The sequence below is a fragment of the Streptomyces sp. NPDC059010 genome (assembly GCF_042740355.1).
GTDB lineage: Bacteria > Actinomycetota > Actinomycetes > Streptomycetales > Streptomycetaceae > Streptomyces.
Window position 1 is genome coordinate 1 of the sequence record NZ_JBHYJA010000004.1, and the last position, 17,948, is coordinate 17,948.

Annotated in this window: 13 protein-coding genes; 9 read left to right on the forward strand and 4 right to left on the reverse strand. The window is 73.5% G+C overall.

Annotated elements, in window-relative coordinates; genetic code table 11:
- Positions 1-121 precede the first annotated feature (121 nt).
- Positions 122-682: an RNA-binding S4 domain-containing protein gene (locus ACFWYS_RS04985; RefSeq protein WP_384763446.1), complete on the reverse strand. Its 561-nt coding sequence runs from the start codon at positions 680-682 to the stop codon at positions 122-124.
- A gap of 69 nt (positions 683-751) precedes the next feature.
- Between ACFWYS_RS04985 and ACFWYS_RS04990 the strand changes: the two genes are divergently transcribed.
- The 5 genes from ACFWYS_RS04990 (at position 752) to ACFWYS_RS05010 (ending at position 12,329) form a co-directional block, all read left to right on the forward strand.
- A complete protein-coding gene (locus tag ACFWYS_RS04990) occupies positions 752-1,537 on the forward strand; it encodes a uracil-DNA glycosylase (protein WP_384763448.1) in 786 nt (261 codons plus the stop codon).
- 37 nt (positions 1,538-1,574) lie between these two features.
- Positions 1,575-2,240 carry a 1,4-alpha-glucan branching protein gene (locus ACFWYS_RS04995; protein ID WP_384763451.1) on the forward strand — a complete coding sequence of 222 codons (666 nt, stop codon included), beginning with the start codon at positions 1,575-1,577 and terminating at the stop codon, positions 2,238-2,240.
- Between the two features lie 87 nt (positions 2,241-2,327).
- A complete protein-coding gene (locus ACFWYS_RS05000) occupies positions 2,328-9,920 on the forward strand; it encodes an SDR family NAD(P)-dependent oxidoreductase (protein WP_384763454.1) in 7,593 nt (2,530 codons plus the stop codon).
- Between the two features lie 82 nt (positions 9,921-10,002).
- Positions 10,003-10,746: a thioesterase II family protein gene (locus tag ACFWYS_RS05005; protein ID WP_384763457.1), complete on the forward strand. Its 744-nt coding sequence runs from the start codon at positions 10,003-10,005 to the stop codon at positions 10,744-10,746.
- Positions 10,743-12,329, forward strand: coding sequence for an MFS transporter (locus ACFWYS_RS05010; protein WP_384763459.1), 1,587 nt, complete (start codon positions 10,743-10,745; stop codon positions 12,327-12,329). Before ACFWYS_RS05005 ends, ACFWYS_RS05010 begins: the two co-directional genes overlap by 4 nt.
- Positions 12,330-12,422: 93 nt before the next feature.
- Here ACFWYS_RS05010 and ACFWYS_RS05015 read toward each other — a convergent pair whose 3' ends face one another.
- A complete protein-coding gene (locus ACFWYS_RS05015) occupies positions 12,423-13,097 on the reverse strand; it encodes a GntR family transcriptional regulator (RefSeq protein WP_384763462.1) in 675 nt (224 codons plus the stop codon).
- 199 nt (positions 13,098-13,296) lie between these two features.
- Between ACFWYS_RS05015 and ACFWYS_RS05020 the strand changes: the two genes are divergently transcribed.
- Positions 13,297-14,787 carry an NCS1 family nucleobase:cation symporter-1 gene (locus ACFWYS_RS05020; RefSeq protein WP_384763465.1) on the forward strand — a complete coding sequence of 497 codons (1,491 nt, stop codon included), beginning with the start codon at positions 13,297-13,299 and terminating at the stop codon, positions 14,785-14,787.
- 5 nt (positions 14,788-14,792) lie between these two features.
- Positions 14,793-15,509 (forward strand): aspartate/glutamate racemase family protein, encoded by a 717-nt coding sequence (locus tag ACFWYS_RS05025; RefSeq protein WP_384764103.1) that lies wholly within the window; start codon positions 14,793-14,795, stop codon positions 15,507-15,509.
- An 11-nt stretch (positions 15,510-15,520) separates the two neighbouring features.
- Here the strand turns inward: ACFWYS_RS05025 and ACFWYS_RS05030 are convergent, their stop codons facing one another.
- Positions 15,521-15,979, reverse strand: coding sequence for a GNAT family N-acetyltransferase (locus ACFWYS_RS05030; protein ID WP_384763468.1), 459 nt, complete (start codon positions 15,977-15,979; stop codon positions 15,521-15,523).
- A complete protein-coding gene (locus tag ACFWYS_RS05035; RefSeq protein WP_384763471.1) occupies positions 15,976-16,401 on the reverse strand; it encodes a RidA family protein in 426 nt (141 codons plus the stop codon). The genes ACFWYS_RS05030 and ACFWYS_RS05035 overlap by 4 nt, the downstream gene beginning before the upstream one ends.
- A 372-nt stretch (positions 16,402-16,773) precedes the next feature.
- Here ACFWYS_RS05035 and ACFWYS_RS05040 point away from each other — a divergent pair, with 372 nt between their 5' ends.
- Positions 16,774-16,995: a hypothetical protein gene (locus tag ACFWYS_RS05040; RefSeq protein ID WP_384763474.1), complete on the forward strand. Its 222-nt coding sequence runs from the start codon at positions 16,774-16,776 to the stop codon at positions 16,993-16,995.
- Between the two features lie 68 nt (positions 16,996-17,063).
- Positions 17,064-17,849, forward strand: coding sequence for a nucleotidyltransferase domain-containing protein (locus ACFWYS_RS05045; RefSeq protein WP_384763477.1), 786 nt, complete (start codon positions 17,064-17,066; stop codon positions 17,847-17,849).
- Positions 17,850-17,948: the final 99 nt, after the last annotated feature.

A 17,948-nucleotide genomic window follows, 5' to 3' on the forward strand; every position in this document is an offset into this window, starting at 1 on the left:
GGGGTGTTTGGTTGGTTGGTGGGTTGGTGGCGTGGGTGGGGGGTGGGTCTGCCCCGCCCTCCTCCCCCTCCTCCCTCCCCCCCCCCCCACCGCCGTATGCCACGGGGGCCGTCGCCGTATGTCACTGTCCCTGCGGGCGTCCCGCTCCGCCGCCCATGAGTCCGCGCAGGCGTTCCAGCTCGCGGCGGTCCCGCTTGGTGGGCCGGCCGGTGCCGCGGTCGCGGATGCCGGCCGGGGCGACGGCCTCGCGCGGCGGGGGAGGGGGTGAGTTGTCGACAAAGCACTGGGCCGCGACCGGCGCGCCGACCCGCTTGCGGATGAGCCGCTTGACGATGACGATCCGCTCGCGGTTCTCCTGCCGCAGGCGCACCTCGTCGCCGATGCGCAGGGTGTGGGAGGGCTTCACGCTCTGGCCGTTCACGCGCACATGCCCGCCCTTGCAGGCGGTGGCGCCCAGGGAGCGGGTCTTGACCAGGCGTACGGCCCAGATCCAGCTGTCGATCCGCACGGACTCGCCGTTCTGCGGACCGGCCGCCTCGGCGGCGGCCACGGCGGCGGCGATCTTCGGGTCGACGGCCTGCTCGGCCTGCTCGGCCTGCTCGGCCTGCTCGGCGTGCGCCGCCTCCGGCCGCGGTCCCTCGGCCGCGTCGCCGGTCGTCCCCTCGTCATCCTCGGAAGCCATGCCTCGACCTTAATCCCCGTACGGAGACCTTGGCCGCCGTAAAAACCGCCACGGCCTTACGGTGGAGGCGTGGACGCCCTCGCTGAGCTCGACCGGCGGATCGCGGGCTGCCGGGCCTGCCCGCGGCTGGTCGCCTGGCGTGAGGAGGTGGCCCGCACTAAGCGCGCCGCCTTCGCCGACCAGACGTACTGGGGCCGGCCGGTTCCGGGTTTCGGCCCGCCGGACGCCCGGCTGCTGATCGTCGGGCTCGCCCCGGCCGCGCACGGGGGCAACCGCACCGGCCGGATGTTCACCGGCGACCGCTCCGGGGACGTGCTGTACCAGGCGCTGTACGACGTGGGTCTCGCCTCACAGCCCACGTCGGTCGCGGAGGGCGACGGCCTGGAACTGCACGGCGTCCGTGTCACGGCCCCGGTCCACTGCGCGCCGCCTGACAACAAGCCCACCCCGGGGGAGCGGGAGACCTGCCGGCCCTGGCTGGTGCGGGAGCTGCGGCTGCTGCGGCCGACGGTGCGCGCGGTCGTCGTACTGGGCGCCTTCGGCTGGCAGGCCACACTGCCCGCGCTGGCGGAGGCGGGGTGGCAGGTGCCCCGGCCACGACCGGCGTTCACGCACGGGGCGCGGGTCACGCTGGACGGCCCCGACGATCCGGACAGCTCCGACGGCCCGGACAGCTCCGACGGCCCGGACGGCCCGGACGGCCCCGACAGCTCCGACGGCCCGGACGGCCCCGGCAAGCTGGAGCTCTTCGGCTGCTTCCACGTCAGCCAGCGCAACACCTTCACCGGCCGACTCACCCCCGCGATGCTGCGGGACGTGCTGGTCGCGGCGGCGGAGGCGGCCGGGCTGAAATGAGGAGGCGGGGGCGGTGGTACGGCGTTACGGTGCCCCGATGGCTCTCATTCACCGCACCACCCTCAAGCCCACCAAGCTGGAACTGCTCACGTCCTGGCTGCCCACCCGCTCCTGGTACCAAGGAGGCCCGGGCGAACCCGAGTTGACCAAGGCGGGCGGCTTCCGGCTGGACGACCCGGAGGGCGAGGTGGGGATCGAGTTCATGGTGGCCACCGAGGGGGCCGGAACCGGCGCCGTCGCCTACCTGGTGCCGCTCACCTATCGCGGCGCACCGCTCGAAGGCGCCGAGCACGCCCTCGTCGGCACCATGGAGCACGGGGTGCTCGGGCCGCGCTGGGCCTACGACGGCTGCCACGACCCGGTGCTGGTCGCCCAGTTGCTGGCCCTGATCGAGGGCCGGGTCGAGGCGCAGGCGCAGAGCATCACCGACGAGCTCGACCGGGAGGTCGTCCGTTCCTACACCGGTGACGGCGCCCTCTCTCCGGACTTCGCCGGCACGGCTACCGACGACCAGGAGGGCACCGTACTGACCGGTCCGCAGGGACTCACCCTGCGCCTGAACCGTGTGCTGCGGCCCGCTTCGGACGGCTCGCCGCTGCTGCCGCCGGGGGCGACGGGCCATGTCGAGGGCGCCTGGGGCCTGCCCGACGGCAGCCGTGCCCGGGCGCTGTTCGCCGCGCTGCACACCGCCGCACAGGGCTGACCGCCACCGCCGTTCCCGCGGCCGCCGCCGTCCTCGTATGGCGCCGTCGGCAGTAACCACAGACGGGCCCGCAGAGTTGTCGGCAGCGTGTCTCAGGCCAACGACCACACCCGTCCGACGTCCGATGCCGCCGCGGAGCAGTCCGTGCCCCCTGCCGCTCCCGCCCCGCCCGGGTGCGAGGAGGCCCGCGGCGTGGACATCGCGGTGGTCGGCGTGGGGGTCCGGCTGCCCGGTGGGATCCGGTCGCTCGACGGGTTGTGGGCGGCGCTCGCGGAGGGCCGGGACCTGGTCGGGGAGGTGCCGGGCGACCGGTTCGACACGGCGCGGTTCGTGTCGGCCGACGGGCGTCCGCGCCCCGGCCGCACCTACACGGCAGCGGGCGGATTCCTGGACGACGTGGCCTCCTTCGACGCCGAGTTCTTCGGTATCTCGCCGAAGGAGGCCTCCCGGCTGGACCCGCAGCAGCGGCTGCTCCTGGAGTGCGCCGTCGAGGCGTTCGGCGACGCGGGCATCGACCCGGTGGCGCTGGCCGGCGGCGACACGGCCGTGATCGTGGGCGTGTCCTCGCACGGGTACGCCGATCTCCAGCAGCGCCGGCCGCGCACGATGAACGCCTACTCCATGAGCGGCACGGCCTCCTGCAACACCGCGAACCGGGTGTCCTACGTCTTCGATCTGCGCGGCGCGTCCTTCGCGGTCGACACGGCGTGCTCCTCGACGCTCACCGCCGTGCACCAGGCGTGCCAGGAGGTGCGGTCCGGGCGCAGCTCGCTCGCGCTCACCGGCGGGGTGAGCGTGCTACTCAACCCGGGGGAGAGCATCGGGTTCGCGCACGCGTCGATGCTCTCGCCGAGCGGGCGGTGCCATCCGTTCTCCGAGCACGCGGACGGCTATGTGCGTTCCGAGGGCGCCGGTGTGCTCGTCCTCAAGCCGCTCCCGGCGGCGCTGGCGGACCGGGACCGGATCCACGGGGTGATCCTCGCCAGCGGCGTCAACGCGGACGGCCGCACGGCTGGGCTGGCCCTGCCCAGCGCGCGGAGCCAGGCCGCGCTGCTGACGCGGGTGCACGCCGAGGCGGGCATCGGCGCGGACGAGGTGGCGTACGTCGAGGCGCACGGCACCGGCACCCAGGCCGGCGATCCGGTGGAGTGCGCGGCACTGGGCGAGGTGCTCGGGCGGCACCGTACGCCGGGTGTGCCGCTGCCGATCGGCTCGGTGAAGTCCACTCTGGGGCACCTGGAGGCGGCGGCCGGGGTACCGGGGCTGCTCAAGGCGCTGCTGGTGCTGCGGGAGCGGCGGATTCCCGCGACCCTGCACACGACCCCGCCGAGTTCACGGATCGACTTCGCGGGGCTCGGCCTGGAACCGGTGGCGCGGGCGCGCGACCTGTCGGGGGAGCGGCCGGTGGCCGGGGTGAACTCCTTCGGGTTCGGCGGGGCCAACGCGCATGTGGTGCTGGGCGCCGCCCCGGAGGCGTACGACCCACCACGCCCCGGCGACGGCCCGCTCCCGCTCGTCGTGTCCGCCCGCACCCCGCAGGCGCTGGAGGCCGCCGCCGTCCGGTGGGCCGAGCACCTGGAGGGGGTGGCCTCGGACGGCTTCTACGACACCGCGTACACGGCGTGCTGTCGGCAGGCCCGGTACGAGCACCGTGTCGCGTTGCTGGCCGAGGACCCGTCGGCGGCGGCTCGGGCGCTGCGGCAGGTGGCGCAGGGTGAGCCGGCGCCGGGTGCGGCCCGTGCGGTCGGTGTGGAGCGGGGCCGTATCGGACTCGTCTTCAGCGGCAACGGCTCCCAGTGGGCCGGGATGGGGGCGGAACTCCTCGGTGCCGACGGCCACTTCACGGCCGAGGTCGCCGCGGTCGACGAGGTGCTGAGCCCGCTGCTCGGCTGGTCGGTCCGGGAGGAGATGGCCGCACCGCGCGGTGCGGAGGTGTGGCAGCGCACCGAGATCGCCCAGCCGATGCTGTTCGCCGTGCAGGCCGGGCTGGTCGTGGCCCTCACCGCGCGCGGGTTCGCTCCCGCCGGGGTCTGCGGGCACAGCGTCGGCGAGGTCGCGGCCGCCTACTGCGCGGGTGCCCTGGACCGTGCGGCCGCCTGCCGGGTGATCGCCGAGCGCAGCCGGGCCCAGGGCACGACCGCCGGGTGCGGCAGGATGGCGGCCGTCGGGCTCGGCTCCTCGGACGCCGAGAAGCTCCTCGTCGAGACCGGGCGGGCGGAGCGGCTGGTCGTCGCCGGAATCAACAGCGCCCGGGACGTCACCGTCGCCGGAGACGCCGAGGCGCTCGCCGAGCTGGGCGAACTGCTCGGCGAACGGGGCGTGTTCTTCCGCGACCTCGGGCTGGACCACGCCTTCCACAGCCCGGCCATGGACGCGCTGTGCGGGCCGCTCGCCGCCGCGCTGTCCGGGCTGCCGGCGCGGCCCGCCCGTATCCCGCTGGCCTCCACGGTCACCGGGCGGCTCAGCGGCGGCGCGGCCCTCGACGCCGACTACTGGTGGCGCAACGTCCGCGCGCCCGTCCGGTTCGCCGAGGCCGTGGACGTCCTCGTCGGCGAGGCCGGCTGCGACGCCCTGGTGGAGATCGGCCCGCACCCGGTGCTCGGCGCGTATCTGCGGCGGGACACCGCGGACGCCGGGCGGCCCGTCGCCGTGATCCCCACCCTCACCCGCACCGCCTCCGGCCCCGGCGCACTCGACTCCGCCGTGGCACAGCTCCTGGCATGCGGCGCCGAGACGGACTGGAGCGTGCCGTTCCCGCACCCGGGAAGAGTGGTGGACCTGCCCGCCTACCCGTGGCAGCGCGCACACCACTGGAACGGCGCCCCCGGCTGGTGGTCGGAGACCCCCGCCGAGGAGGACGGTGACCCGGCGGGGCCGCCGCACGCCCTGCTCGGCGTACGACAGCCGGGAGCACGGCCCGCCTGGCAGCAGGAGCTCACCCCAGGCACCCCGGAATGGCTGGCCGACCACCTGGTCGGCGACACGGTGGTCGTGCCGGCGGCCGGATACGTCGACATGGCCCTCGCCCTCGGACAGGCCGTGCACGAGGCACCCGTCGAGGTGCTGGGCCTGTCGATCGGCCGGGCGCTGAGCCTGCCGGGCGGCGAGGAGGACGCGGCCGTGTCCGTCCATACGGCACTGGAACGCGACGGCGCCTTCACCGTCTCCGGCCGGGACGCAGGGGGCGGCACCTGGACCGAGCACGCGCGCGGCCGGGTCCGCGAGCTGCTGCGTCCGTGCCCGCCCGACGCCGACCCGCACGCACTGCGCGCCCGACTGCCCCACGACATCGGCGCGGCCGACCACTACGCCCACTGCGCCCGCGCCGGACTGCCGTACGGCCCCGCCTTCCGCACCCTGACCGGCCTGCGCACCGGCGGCGGTGCCGGCCGCGCCGGCCGTGAGGTGCTCGCCTCCTACACCGCGACCGTCGACCTCGCCGACGCCCCGAACGCCCCCGTCGCCCACCCGACCCTCCTCGACGGCGCGCTCCAGGCGGGGCTTCCGCTGCTCGCGGCCGAGGCCGACGGCACGCCGGAGGAAGCGGACCGCGCCCCGGCCGCCTTCCTCCCCGTCGGCATCGACACCGTGCGCTGCTGGCGACCGCTGCCCCGCACCGGCCTGATCCATGTACGGCTACGCACCCGCACCGCACGCGAGGCCGTCTGGGACATGACCGTCATGGCCGACGACGGCACCGTGGCCCTGGAGGCGCTCGGCTGCCGACTGCGCCGCTTCGACGCATCGCGCGCCCCCGCCCCCCAGCAGCTGGCCGAGGTCCTGCGCGCCGCCCCGCTGCCCACGAGCCCCGCCACCGCCTCACCCTGGCCCACGCCCGCCGCCACCCTCGCCGCCTGCGCGGACGGACTGGCACAGGCCGCCCTGCAGTGGCGGACCCACCCGTACGAGCGCGCCCGGGCCCACGCCCTGCGCCTCACCGCACACCTGACCGCGGCCGCCGTACGTGAACTCCTGCCGGACGCCGCGGAGTTCACCCTGGACAACCTGGTCGAGGCCGGGGTGCGGCCGCGGTATCGCAGGCTGCTGACCGCCCTGTTCGAGGACGCCGCACGCCAGGGCGTCCTGGCCGCCGACGAGGACGGCCGGTGGCGGGTGGCCGAGGAACCGGAGCCGCACCGGCTGTTCGGCGAAGGACTCCTCGCCTTCCCCGCCGAGATCACCGGCGCGCAGACCTACGGCGTCTGCGGGCTGCATCTCGCCGACGTGCTGCGCGGGCACACCGACCCGCTCACGCTGCTGTTCGCCGAGCCCGACGCCCTCGCCGCGCGCTTCTACGACAGCACGCCCGTCATGCACCACCACTACCGCACCGCCCGGCTCCTGCTGGAGGCGTCCGTCGCCGACTGGCCGGCCGGGCGGCCACTGCGGGTCCTGGAGGTCGGCGCCGGAACGGGCGGACTGACGGCCGCGCTGCTGCCCCAACTGCCGCCCGACCGCACGCACTACACCTACACCGATGTGTCCTCCGCCTTCTTCCCGGCGGCCCAGGACCGCTTCGCCGACCACGACTTCGTCCACCACCGCTGCCTAGACCTCGACGCCGACCCCGTCGACCAGGGCTTCGCGCCTGCCTCGTACGACCTCGTCGTCGCCGCGAACGTGCTGCACGCCACGCGGGATCTGCGGCGCACCCTGCGGCGGATCGCCGATCTGCTCGCCGACGGCGGCCGGCTGCTCGCGGTGGAGAGCCACGACCCGGCCGCGCTCACCCCGGTGTTCGGGCTGCTGGACTCCTACTGGAGCGCGGAGGACACCGACCTGCGGCCCAACGGGCCGCTGCTGGCGCGGGAGCGTTGGCCGCAGCTGCTGGAGGAGTGCGGATACACGGGCACCGTGCGGCCCGGTGACGCGGCACAGCCCGGGTACGACGACTACTCCGTCCTCCTCACCGGCCGGGTGCCGCGACCGACGCCCGCACCCGTATCTCCGGTGCCGCCTCTCGTACGCCCGCCCGTGGTGGCCGAGTTGACCGGCGGGCCTCTCACCACCGCCGCCGCCACGGCCCTGTCCGCCGAGGCGCGGCCCGCGAGCGAGAGCCCGCAGCGGTGGGCCGAACTCCTCGCCGACACCGACGATGTGGTCCTGCTCGCCGAGGAGGACGAGCCGCACGGCACCGCGGCTTCCGCCACGGAGACCGCCGTACGGCACTGTGCCGTGCTGCGTGCGCTCGCGACCGCCACCCGGCAGCTGCCGGACGAGCGCGAGGTCACCGTGTGGCTCGTCGTGTGCGGGGCCCGGGAGATTCCGCCGAGTGCCGGCGCGGCCGTGTGGGGAGCGGTCCGGAGCCTGGCCAACGAGCAGCCCCGGCTGACCGTACGGCGCATCGCGCTCGGGCCCGGCGCCGAGGGCGGGCTCGCAGAGGAGCTGACCGCCCGCGCGGCCGACGACGAGGTGCTGCTGACGGGGGAGGGGCGGTTCGTGACACGGCTGCGCCCCTACGCGCCGAGCCCGGTGCCGGCCCCGACGTCGGGCAAGACGCCGGGGGAAGACCTCAGGGCAAGGGCGTACACCTCGTACACCCTGACCGTGGACGAGCCCGGTCTGCGTCCTCGGCTCGGCTGGCGGCCCGCCCGGACGCCCCGGCCGGGCGAGGGCGAGGTCGTGGTCGAGGTCGCGGCGGCCGGGCTCAACTACCGCGATGTCATGGCCGTCACCGGACTGGTGCCGCCGCCGCAGGCGCCGGGTGGACTCGACGCGGAACCGATCGGTCTGGAGTGTGCCGGGACGGTCGTCGCCGTGGGGGCGGGCGTCGGGCACATCGCCGTCGGGGACCGGGTCGCCTGCCTCACCGTCGGCTGCTACGGCTCGCACGCGCGGGCCCGTGCCGACCGGGTGCTGCCGATGCCGGACGGCATGGACTTCACCGAGGCCGCCACGCTCCCGACCGTCTTCCTGACCGTCCGGCACGCCCTGGACCGGCTGGCCCGGCTGCGGCCCGGCGAGAGGGTGCTCGTGCACGGCGCGGCCGGCGGTGTGGGCCTCGCCGCCCTGCAGTACGCCCGGCACATCGGCGCCGAGGTCATCGCCACCGCCGGTACCCCCGCCAAGCGTGACCTGCTGCGGCTGCTCGGCGTCGAGCACGTCCTGGACTCGCGCACGCTGCGTTTCGCCGACGAGGTCGACGCGATCACCGAGGGCCGGGGCGTGGACGTCGTCCTCAACTCCCTGGCCGGCGAGGCCATGGAGCGCGGCCTGCGTGTCCTCGCACCGCACGGCCGGTTCGTGGAACTCGGCAAGCGCGACTTCCTCGCCGACAACTCCCTCGCCCTGGGCCCCTTCCGGGACAACCTCTCCTTCCACGGGGTGGACGTGGCCGCGCTGCTCACCGACGCCTCCCCGACGGCCGACGCCCATCTGACGGAGATCACCCGGGCCGTCGACGCGGGCGTCTACCGCCCCCTGCCCCACCGCGTGTATCCGGCCACGAGGATCCGGGAGGCGTTCGCCGCCCTCCAGCACTCCCGGCACATCGGCAAGGTCGTCGTCACCTTCGACGCCGCCGAACCCGTGCCGGTCCGCCCCGCTCCCACCCCCCTCGCCCTGGACCCGGAGGCGTCCTACCTGGTCACCGGCGGGCTCAGCGGCTTCGGTGCCGCCACCGCCCGCCACCTGGCCGCCCGCGGGGCCCGCCATCTGACCCTGGTCGGACGGCGAGGCGCGGACACGCCCGGCGCGGCCGAGCTGACCGCCGACCTCGCCGCGCTCGGGGTGCGGGTGAACGCGTGCGCCGCCGACACCGCCGACCGGGACGCCGTACGCCGCGTCCTCGACGGCCTCGACACCGAGGGGCGCCGCCTCGCCGGGGTCGTCCACGCCGCGATGGTGCTCGACGACGCTCCGCTGCACGAACTGGACGACGCACGCGTACGGGCCGTTCTCGACCCCAAGATGACGGCCGGTCACCTCCTGGACGAGCTGACCCGCGACCGCCCGCTCGACCTCTTCGTCGTCCACAGCTCGGCCGCCGCCGTCGTCGGCAACCTCGCGCAGTCGTCGTACGCGGCCGCCAACCTCGCCCTCGAAGCCCTCGTACGCGACCGGCGCCGGGCCGGACTGCCCGGGCTCGCCGTGCAGTGGGGCGCGATCGCCGGAGCGGGCTATGTGCACCGCACCGGACGCGACGAGGAGATGACGGCGCTGGGCCTCGGCGGACTCGCCACCGCCGACGCGTTCGCCGCCCTCGACCGGCTCCTCGCGGACCCCGACGCCACGGCGGTCGCCGTCGGCCACTTCGACTGGGCGAGACTGCACCGCTTCCTGCACACCCTCGCCGCACCGCGTACGGCCGCGCTGCTGCCCCCGGCCGAGCACGGCGACGGGGCGGAGCGGCTGCGGCAGGCACTGGAGCGGGCCACACCCGCCGAGGCGGCCACCCTCGTCGAGGACGCCCTGACCGAGCTCCTCGCCCACGTCCTGCAGACCACCCCCGACCGCGTCGACCGGACCCGGCGCCTGGACCAGCTCGGCGTGGACTCCCTGCTGGCCGCCGAACTCACCACCCTGCTGCGACAGCGCCTCGGCTGCGAGGTACCGGCCGTGGAACTGGCCGGGACGCCGAGTCTTGCGGCGCTGGCTCGGCGGGTGCTGGCTCGCCTGGACTGCGGTCGTCGACGGAGTGGACAGGGATCCGCCGAAAAGCCCGATCAGGCACCCCGATGAGGAAACCACCCCCGAGCCCGATGAGGAAACCACCCCCAAGCCCGACGAGGAACCGTCGCCAAGCCCGATGAGGACCGCTCCCGTGCCCGCACTCGTCTCCCTCGCCCACCGTCCCGACGCGGTCGTACGCCTGTACTGTCTGCCGCCCGGTGGTTCCGGCCCGGAGTTCTACCAGCCCTGGGCCGATCTGCTGCCGGACACGGTCGAGCCGTACGCCGTCGCGCTGCCCGGTCGCGGCACCCGGCGCGACGAGCCGTCGCCGACGGACCCGAGCGCCCTCACCGGCGCGCTCGCCTCCCTCACCGGCGACGCCGCCGACCCGAGGCCCTTCGCCCTGTTCGGGCACAGCCTGGGCGCCCTGCTTGTCTACGAGACCGCGCGCCGACTGCGCCGCACCGGCCGGCGTGAGCCCGTACTCGTCGCGCTGTCCGCCCTCCCCGCGCCCCACCAGGGCGACCTCGACCGGCTCCTGGCCGCGCTGCTGACCTCGGGGCTCGACGCGTTCACCGACATGGTGGGTCCCGTCCCCGCCGAGCTCCTGGAGGACCCGGTGGCCATGACGCGCCTGTGCACGCCGTTCCTGGCCGACCTGGTCCTCGCCCTGCACCACCGGCACCTCGACGAGCCGCCCCTGGAGACGTCCCTCGCCCTGTACGGCGGCGCCGCGGACCCCCTCGTCGCGCCGGAGTGCCTGGAGTCCTGGAACGACCTGTTCACCACCCCCGCGACGCCCTGTCTCTTCGCCGGACGGCACACCTACCCGCAGGACCAGGCCCCGGCCCTTGTACGGCAACTCGCCAAGGACCTGCAGACCGCGATCCGATGACCGGCGACCCGATGACCGGCGAGCCGACGAGTGGTGCCCCGACGAGCCGTGACCCGATGACCGGCCACCCGATGACCGGCGACCGTGAGCGCTGGGCGGCGGCCGTCGTCGTCTGCCTCGGTCTGTTCCTGCTCGGCATGGACCTGACCGTCCTCAACGTCGCCGTGCCCGACCTGCAGCGCGACCTGCACCCCACCATGGCCCAGGTCCAGTGGATCGTCGACGCGTACGCACTGGTCCTGGGCGGTCTCGTACTGACCGCCGGAGCCCTCACCGACCGGGTCGGCCGACGCCGCGCCTTCATGATCGGCCTGGCGGTCTGCGGCACCGCCTCCGCGCTCGGCGCCCTCGCCGAGGAGCCGGGCACGGTCATCGCCGCACGCTGCGGCATGGGCGCGGGGGCGGCACTGCTCATGCCGGCCACCCTCTCGATCATCGGCAGCCTCTTCACCGAGCCGTCGGCGCGGCGCCGGGCGATCGCCCTGTGGGCCGCCGTCCTCGGGCTGGGCGGGATGGCGGGACCTGTGCTCGGGGGAGCGCTGGTCGAGGGCTTCTCCTGGCGCGCCGGGTTCTGGGTGAACGTGCCCGTCGTGGCCGTCACGCTGGTGCTTGCGGGGCTTGTCGTGCCGGGGGCGTTGCCTGGCGGTGTAGGCGGCCCTGGAGGTGGTGGCGGTGGTGGTGGCGGGAGCTGTGGTGCTGGCGGCGAGCGGGTCGACATTCCCGGCGCGATGCTGTCGGCGGGCGGGCTGCTCACCCTCGTCTGGGCCGTGATCGAGAGCCCGGTCAACGGGTGGACGAGCATCCCGGTGATCGCCGGGTTCGCCCTGGCCACGGCCCTGTTGATCGCGTTCGTCGGGCACGAGAGGCGTCGCGCCGGGCACGCGATGCTGCCCCTGCCCCTGCTGCGTCTGCCCGGGGTGGTGCGCGGCGCGGTGTCCCTGGCGCTGCTGTCCTTCGCGATGTACGGCGCGCTGTTCGTCATCACGCTCTATCTGCAAGGGGTCCTGGGCTACACCCCCTGGCAGGCCGGCGTCCGCACGCTGCCGCTGGCCGCCGCCCTCGCCGTGGGCTCGCTGGCCGCGCCGCGGGTGCTGGCCCGCCATGACGAACGGACCCCGATCGCGGCCGGGCTCGCCCTGGTCACCGTCGCCTTCGCGGTCCTGGCCCACACCCGGGCGACCTCCGGCTACGGACATCTGCTGCTCTTCGAGGTCGTCGCCGGGGCGGGCGCCGGACTGGTCGCCGCCGCGGGCACGGAGTCCGTGATGGGCGCGGTCCCGCTGTGCCGGGCCGGACTGGGCTCGGCGGTGAACGACGCCACCCGCCAGGTCGGAGCCGCCCTCGGCGTCGCCGTCCAGGGCTCGGTCCTCAGCACGGTCGTCACCGACCGCCTCGGGCCCGTCGCATCGGCTGCCACCCCGACCGCCGTACTGCCGCCGACCCCGGCCGCCCGGCAGGCCTTCGTCGACGGCCTCACGGCGACGGCGGTGACGGCGGGGGCGGTCACGCTGGCGGCGGCGCTCGCGGTCATTCCGTGGCGGAGTGTGCTGCCGCAGGGCGCGGAGTCACGTGAGGAGCTTTGAAGAGACCTCTGAGAAGAGACCTCTGAGAAGAGACGTCTGAGAAGAGTCCTTTGAGAAAGGTCCTTGAGAAGAGGCTCGGCGAAGACCCTTCGGCTAGGAGATCTCCTCGGCCGCCGCCTCCCCGAACAGCTGCCGTACCGTCGACCGGTAGTTGGTCCGCACGTGGGCGAGGGCGTGCGCACGGGCCCGGGCCGGGTCGCCGGAGGCGATCGCCTCGTACAACTCCCGGTGTTCCACGAGGAGTTGGGGCCACTCCTCGTTGCGCCGGGTCATCCAGCGCAGCCGGCCCGCGACGGGTTCCAGGGCCTCGATCAGCAGGCTGTTGCCCGCCATGGCGATGATCCGGTCGTGCAGCCGGCTGTTGACGTCGGTGATCGCCTCCGCGTCCCCCGCCTCGGTGGCGGTGGCCGCCTGGGCGAGGAGCCGTTCGGCCTCGGCCAGGTCGTCCGGCGTCGCACGGGACGCGGCCTGTCCCGCCGCGTACACCTCCAGCGCCTCGCGCAGCTCGAAGAGCTCCTTGACGTCGGTCGGGGTGAGCCGTCGTACGACGATGCGGCGCGGTGTCTCGAAGTGGACGAAACCCTCGGCGACCAGCGCGCGGATCGCCTCGCGGACCGGTACCCGGGAGACGCCGAAGCGGTCGGCCAGCTCGCGCTCGACGAGCCGGTCGCCGGGGCGGAGACCGCCCGAGATGATCTCCTGCCGCAGACGGGCCAGTACGCGCTCACGGACCGCGCCGATGGGTTCGATCTTCGTCGTGGAGCTCATGGGGTCATTTTCGCCGACGCCGGGCCTGTGATGGCTCCGGGGCTGTTTTACGGACCATTAACAAGAACGACATCGGTCAGAACTGTTGACGGCGAGACCATGTGCGCAGTTTGGTATACCAAACACCCCCCATACTGGAAGGCAGCCCCTGGGCGGTCCTCCACAAGCAGCCCTCCGTCCCCTCGCTCCTGGAGGCCCCGTGTCTCTCGCCGACCGTGCCGAAGCCACCGGCACAACAGCGTTCGTCCCCGATCCCCGGCTCACCAACGAAGACCTCGCGCCCGCGGGCAAGCGCAACTGGAAGGTCTTCGACCTCTTCGCCATGTGGATGTCCGACGTCCACAACCTCGGCAACTACACCTTCGCGGCCGGTCTGCTGGTCCTCGGCATGAACGTGTGGCAGGTCTTCACGTCGCTGCTCGTCGGGTTCGTGCTCATCTACATCGGCATGAACTGGATGGGGAAGATCGGCCAGCGCCACGGCGTCCCGTTCCCGGTCGTCAGCCGCATCAGCTTCGGGGTGTGGGGCGCCAACATCCCCGCCCTCATCCGGGCCGTGATCGCCATCATGTGGTACGGCATCCAGACCTATCTGGCCTCCGTCGCGGTCAACATCATGTTGCTGGCCGCCTGGCCGGAGCTGGAATCCTGGACGCGCGGCTCCTTCCTGGGCCTGCACCCGCTCGGCTGGTGCAGCTTCATCGCCCTGTGGCTGATCCAGGCGGCGATCATCAGCCGGGGCATGGAGTCGGTCCGCAAGTTCCAGGACTTCTGCGGCCCGGCGATCTGGATCGTGATGATCGCCCTCGCGGTCTGGATCCTCGCCAAGGCCGGCTGGACGATCTCGCTCACCTCGACCCCGAACCCGGTCTCGGTCGGCGAGCAGTGGCGGCAGTGGTTCGGCGCGATCGGGCTGATCCTCGCGACGTACGGCACGCTGATGCTCAACTTCTGCGACTTCTCGCGCTTCGCGCCGGACTACCGCAGCGTCAGGCGCGGCAACTTCTGGGGCCTGCCCATCAACTCGACCGCCTTCGTGGTCGTGTCGGTGATCGTCACGGCCGGCTCGATCGAGGTCTTCGGCAAGGCGATCACCGAGCCCGCCTACCTCGTCGCCGAGATCGGCAACACCTGGGTGCTGGTCCTTGGCGCCCTGACCTTCGCCATCGCCACCATGGGCGTCAACATCGTCGCCAACTTCGTCTCCCCGGCGTACGACCTGGCCAACGTCTGGCCGCAGAAGATCACCTTCAAGGTCGGCGGCATGATCAGCACGGTGGCCGCGCTGGTCGTCACCCCCTGGAACCTCTTCTCGAACCCGACCGTCGTCAACTACTTCCTCGGCGGCCTCGGCGCCTTCCTGGGCCCGCTGTTCGGTGTGATCATGGTCGACTACTACCTGATCAAGCACGGCCGGGTGGACGTCGACGAGCTGTTCTCCGCCGCGCCCGGCTCCCGCTACTACTACCGCAAGGGCGTCAACCCCAAGGCGCTGTGGGCGTTCCTGCCGGCGGCGGGCGTCTCGGCGGTGCTGGCGCTGGTGGGCACGTTCAGCGATGTGGCGCCGTACTCCTGGTTCATCGGTACGGCGATGGCGGCGGGGCTGTATCTGCTGCTGTGCCGCGACGAGCGCGCCGCGGCCGCCGGGGTCTCCGAGAACTCCGTGTCCGACAAGCCCGTGGAGGTATGAGCGGCGTGCGAATCGTCGTCACCAACTGCAACACCACGCAGGAGATGACCGAGGAGATCGTGCGAGGTGCCCGGGCCGCGGCAGGCCCGGGCACCACCGTGACCGGGCTGACCCCGGGGTGGGGCCCGGAATCGGCGGAGGGCTGGCTCGACAGCTACCTCTCGGCGGCGGCAGTGATGGACGCGCTGCGGACGTACGACGGGCCCGCCTACGACGCCGTGGTCATGGCCGGTTTCGGGGAGCACGGACGGGAGGGCGTCCGGGAGCTGGTGGACGTACCGGTCGTCGACATCACCGAGGCGGCGGCACATCTGGCCTGTCTGCTGGGCCGGCGGTACGGCGTCGTGACCACGCTGGAGCGGTCGTGCGGGCAGATCGAGGACAGCCTGGAGACGGCAGGGGTCGGCCGCAACTGCGTCGCCGTGATCGGTACCGGACTCGGCGTGCTGGAGCTGGAGGACGCCCAGCGCACGGAATCCGCGTTCCTGGCGGCCGCCGAACGGGCTCGGGAGGCCGGCGCCGAGGTCCTGGTGCTGGGGTGCGCCGGGATGACCGGGCTGCAGCGGGTGGTGGGAGAGAAGCTGGGGGTTCCGGTGGTGGACGGGGTGGGGGCGGCCGTCAAACTCGCCGAGTCACTCGTGGAGTTGGGGTTGAGTACGAGTCGGGTCGGGGGGTATGCGAGGCCGTTGCCCAAGCGGCGCGCCTGGGGGCGGGGGCAGTGATCCTGAAGTGATCAGGGCCGACCGGGACGCCAGACATACCGCACGTCAGGCTCCCGCTCCTCGTTCCCGCTGCCGTCCGTGTGCTCGACGGCGACGAAGCCATGTCGCTCGTAGAACCGGTGGGCGGGCGTGTTGACCTGGAAGGTCCACAGGCTCAGCCCGTCCGGGCGACGCCGCTTGGCGAGCCCGACGAACTCGTCGCCGATACCGTGGCCCCGCCTGCCGGGGTCGAGGTAGAGCTGGGAGAGCTGGTCGGCGTCGAGCACCATGAGGCCCACGACCCGGTCGTCGGCGTCGGCCACCCAGGTCTCCTGCAGCGGCACCACCACCTCCCGGAACCACGCCCGTACCTCGTCGTCGGAGTGCGCCCGAACGACCGTCGGCAGCGCGGCGGCGAACGACCGCAGCCAGACGTCGGCGACGGCACGGGCGTCGGCGGCGGTGGCGCGGCGGAGAGCGACGGCGCTCATGACCGCGCGTCTTCGTCGCGCCCCTCGGGAACGACCGCCGTGGCCGTGATCTCCACCAACTGCCCCGTGTATCCGAGGCAGGCGACCCCGAGCAGCGTCGACGAGTGGGGGCCGATGCTGAGCCCCGACGCCTCGACCACGTCCCAGACGGCTGACAGCACCGCGGTGTCACTGCTCACCACGTACACCTCGGTCGAGACGACATGCGCCAAGTCGCTGCCGACGGCACGCAGTTGCTCTCCCAGGTTGGCGATCACCTGCTCGGCCTGCCGCACGGGATCCCCTTCCCCCACGAGCTTCCCGTCGGCGTCCAGCGGCACGGAACCGGCGAGGAAGGCGAGTTTCGTGCCGGCTTCTACGACGGAGGCGTGGGAGTAGGTGGGAGGCGGGAAGAGCGCGGGGTTGGTGACGCGGCGGATCATGCGGGCTCCTGAGCAGTGGGCAGTTACGCCGGCACAGCGGTACGGCGACGCGGTCGGCGGGCGATCTCCGATCTTCCGTGCCCGCACTGGCCCTCGCATCCGAATTACCGCTCATTGATAGCGCGCGGCACTGACAACGGCCCCGACGCGACCACCGAACCCTGTGGAGGACAACCTCAGGCTGCCAGGCCGATCAGCCACCGGTCGAGGACGCTCTCAACTTCCCGGACCGTCAGAATCCCTCTGACCTGGGGGGTGCCCCGTTCCGGGGGACCGCGGAGCGCGCGGCACCGGAAGGTCGATCAGGTCGCTGACGTTCGCCAAGGATCTCGCGGGTCGTGTTGAAGAAGAGCGCCCAGCGAGTCGGAACGGATGGCCGCCTACGACATCCAGGTCGAGCTGGTCACCCGCATCGGCGTGCAGGAACTGGCGCCGGGCACAGGCAGCCTGCGCGAGGCGCTGGCCTCTCTGAAGTCACTGATCGACTTCACGCGGGCGACGCTGCACACGTACAGCATCGGTCTGGAGCGTGGTACGGAGACGGGGGCGCCAACCGGATTGTCGTCGCCACGGGTTGACGTCACCACGGGTTGACCCCGGCCGCCGCGCAGCCGGGGTGTAATTGCGTAGAGGCGCGCCACTCGGCTCCGTACGCTGCACCCATGCCCGCCCTGGACGACACCGCCTTCCTCGACACCACCGCCGACCGCCTGGCCGCCCTCCCCACCGTCCGGGCCGTCGCTCTCGGTGGCTCCCGGGCGCAGGGCACGCACAGGGCCGACAGTGACTGGGACCTGGCCGTCTACTACCGGGGCGCCTTCGATCCCGCCGGTCTTCGCGCGCTCGGCTGGGAAGGCGAGGTCTCCGAGGTCGGGGGCTGGGGTGGGGGCGTCTTCAACGGGGGTGCCTGGCTGACCATCGACGGGCGGCGGGTCGACGTCCACTACCGCGATCTCGACGTGGTGGAGCGGGAGTTGGCGGAGGCGGAGGAAGGGCGGTTCCGGGTGGAGCCGCTGCTCTTCCACCTCGCGGGGATTCCCAGCTACCTGGTCGTCGCGGAGCTGGCGATCAACCACGTGCTGCGGGGTCGGCTCCCGCGTCCGGCGGCGTATCCGGAGAAGCTCCGCCACACGGCACCCGAGCGCTGGTACGGCACCGCCCGCGCCACCCTCGCCTACACCCAGGCCAACCACGCCCCGGCGGCCCGCCTCACCGAACTCGCCGGCGCGCTCGCCACGGCCGCCGTGCAGACCGGGCATGCGGTGCTGGCGGCGCGGGGGGAGTGGGTGACCAATGAGAAGCGGTTGCTGGAGCGGGCGGGGCTGCGGGGTGTCGACGGTCTCATCGGGGCGCTGGGGGCACGGCCGGAAGGGATGGGACAGGTCGTGGCCGAAGCGGAGGAGCTTTTCGCGCGGGCCGTGGAGGCGGCGGGGGCGCGCCGCGCCTGACGGGTGAGTTCCGCTTGACCCTCGGGGCAGGTGTCGTGGCGTTCCCGTCCCGCTGAGCGATCGCGTTCACAGCGATTGCGTTCATAAAGAACGTGGCGT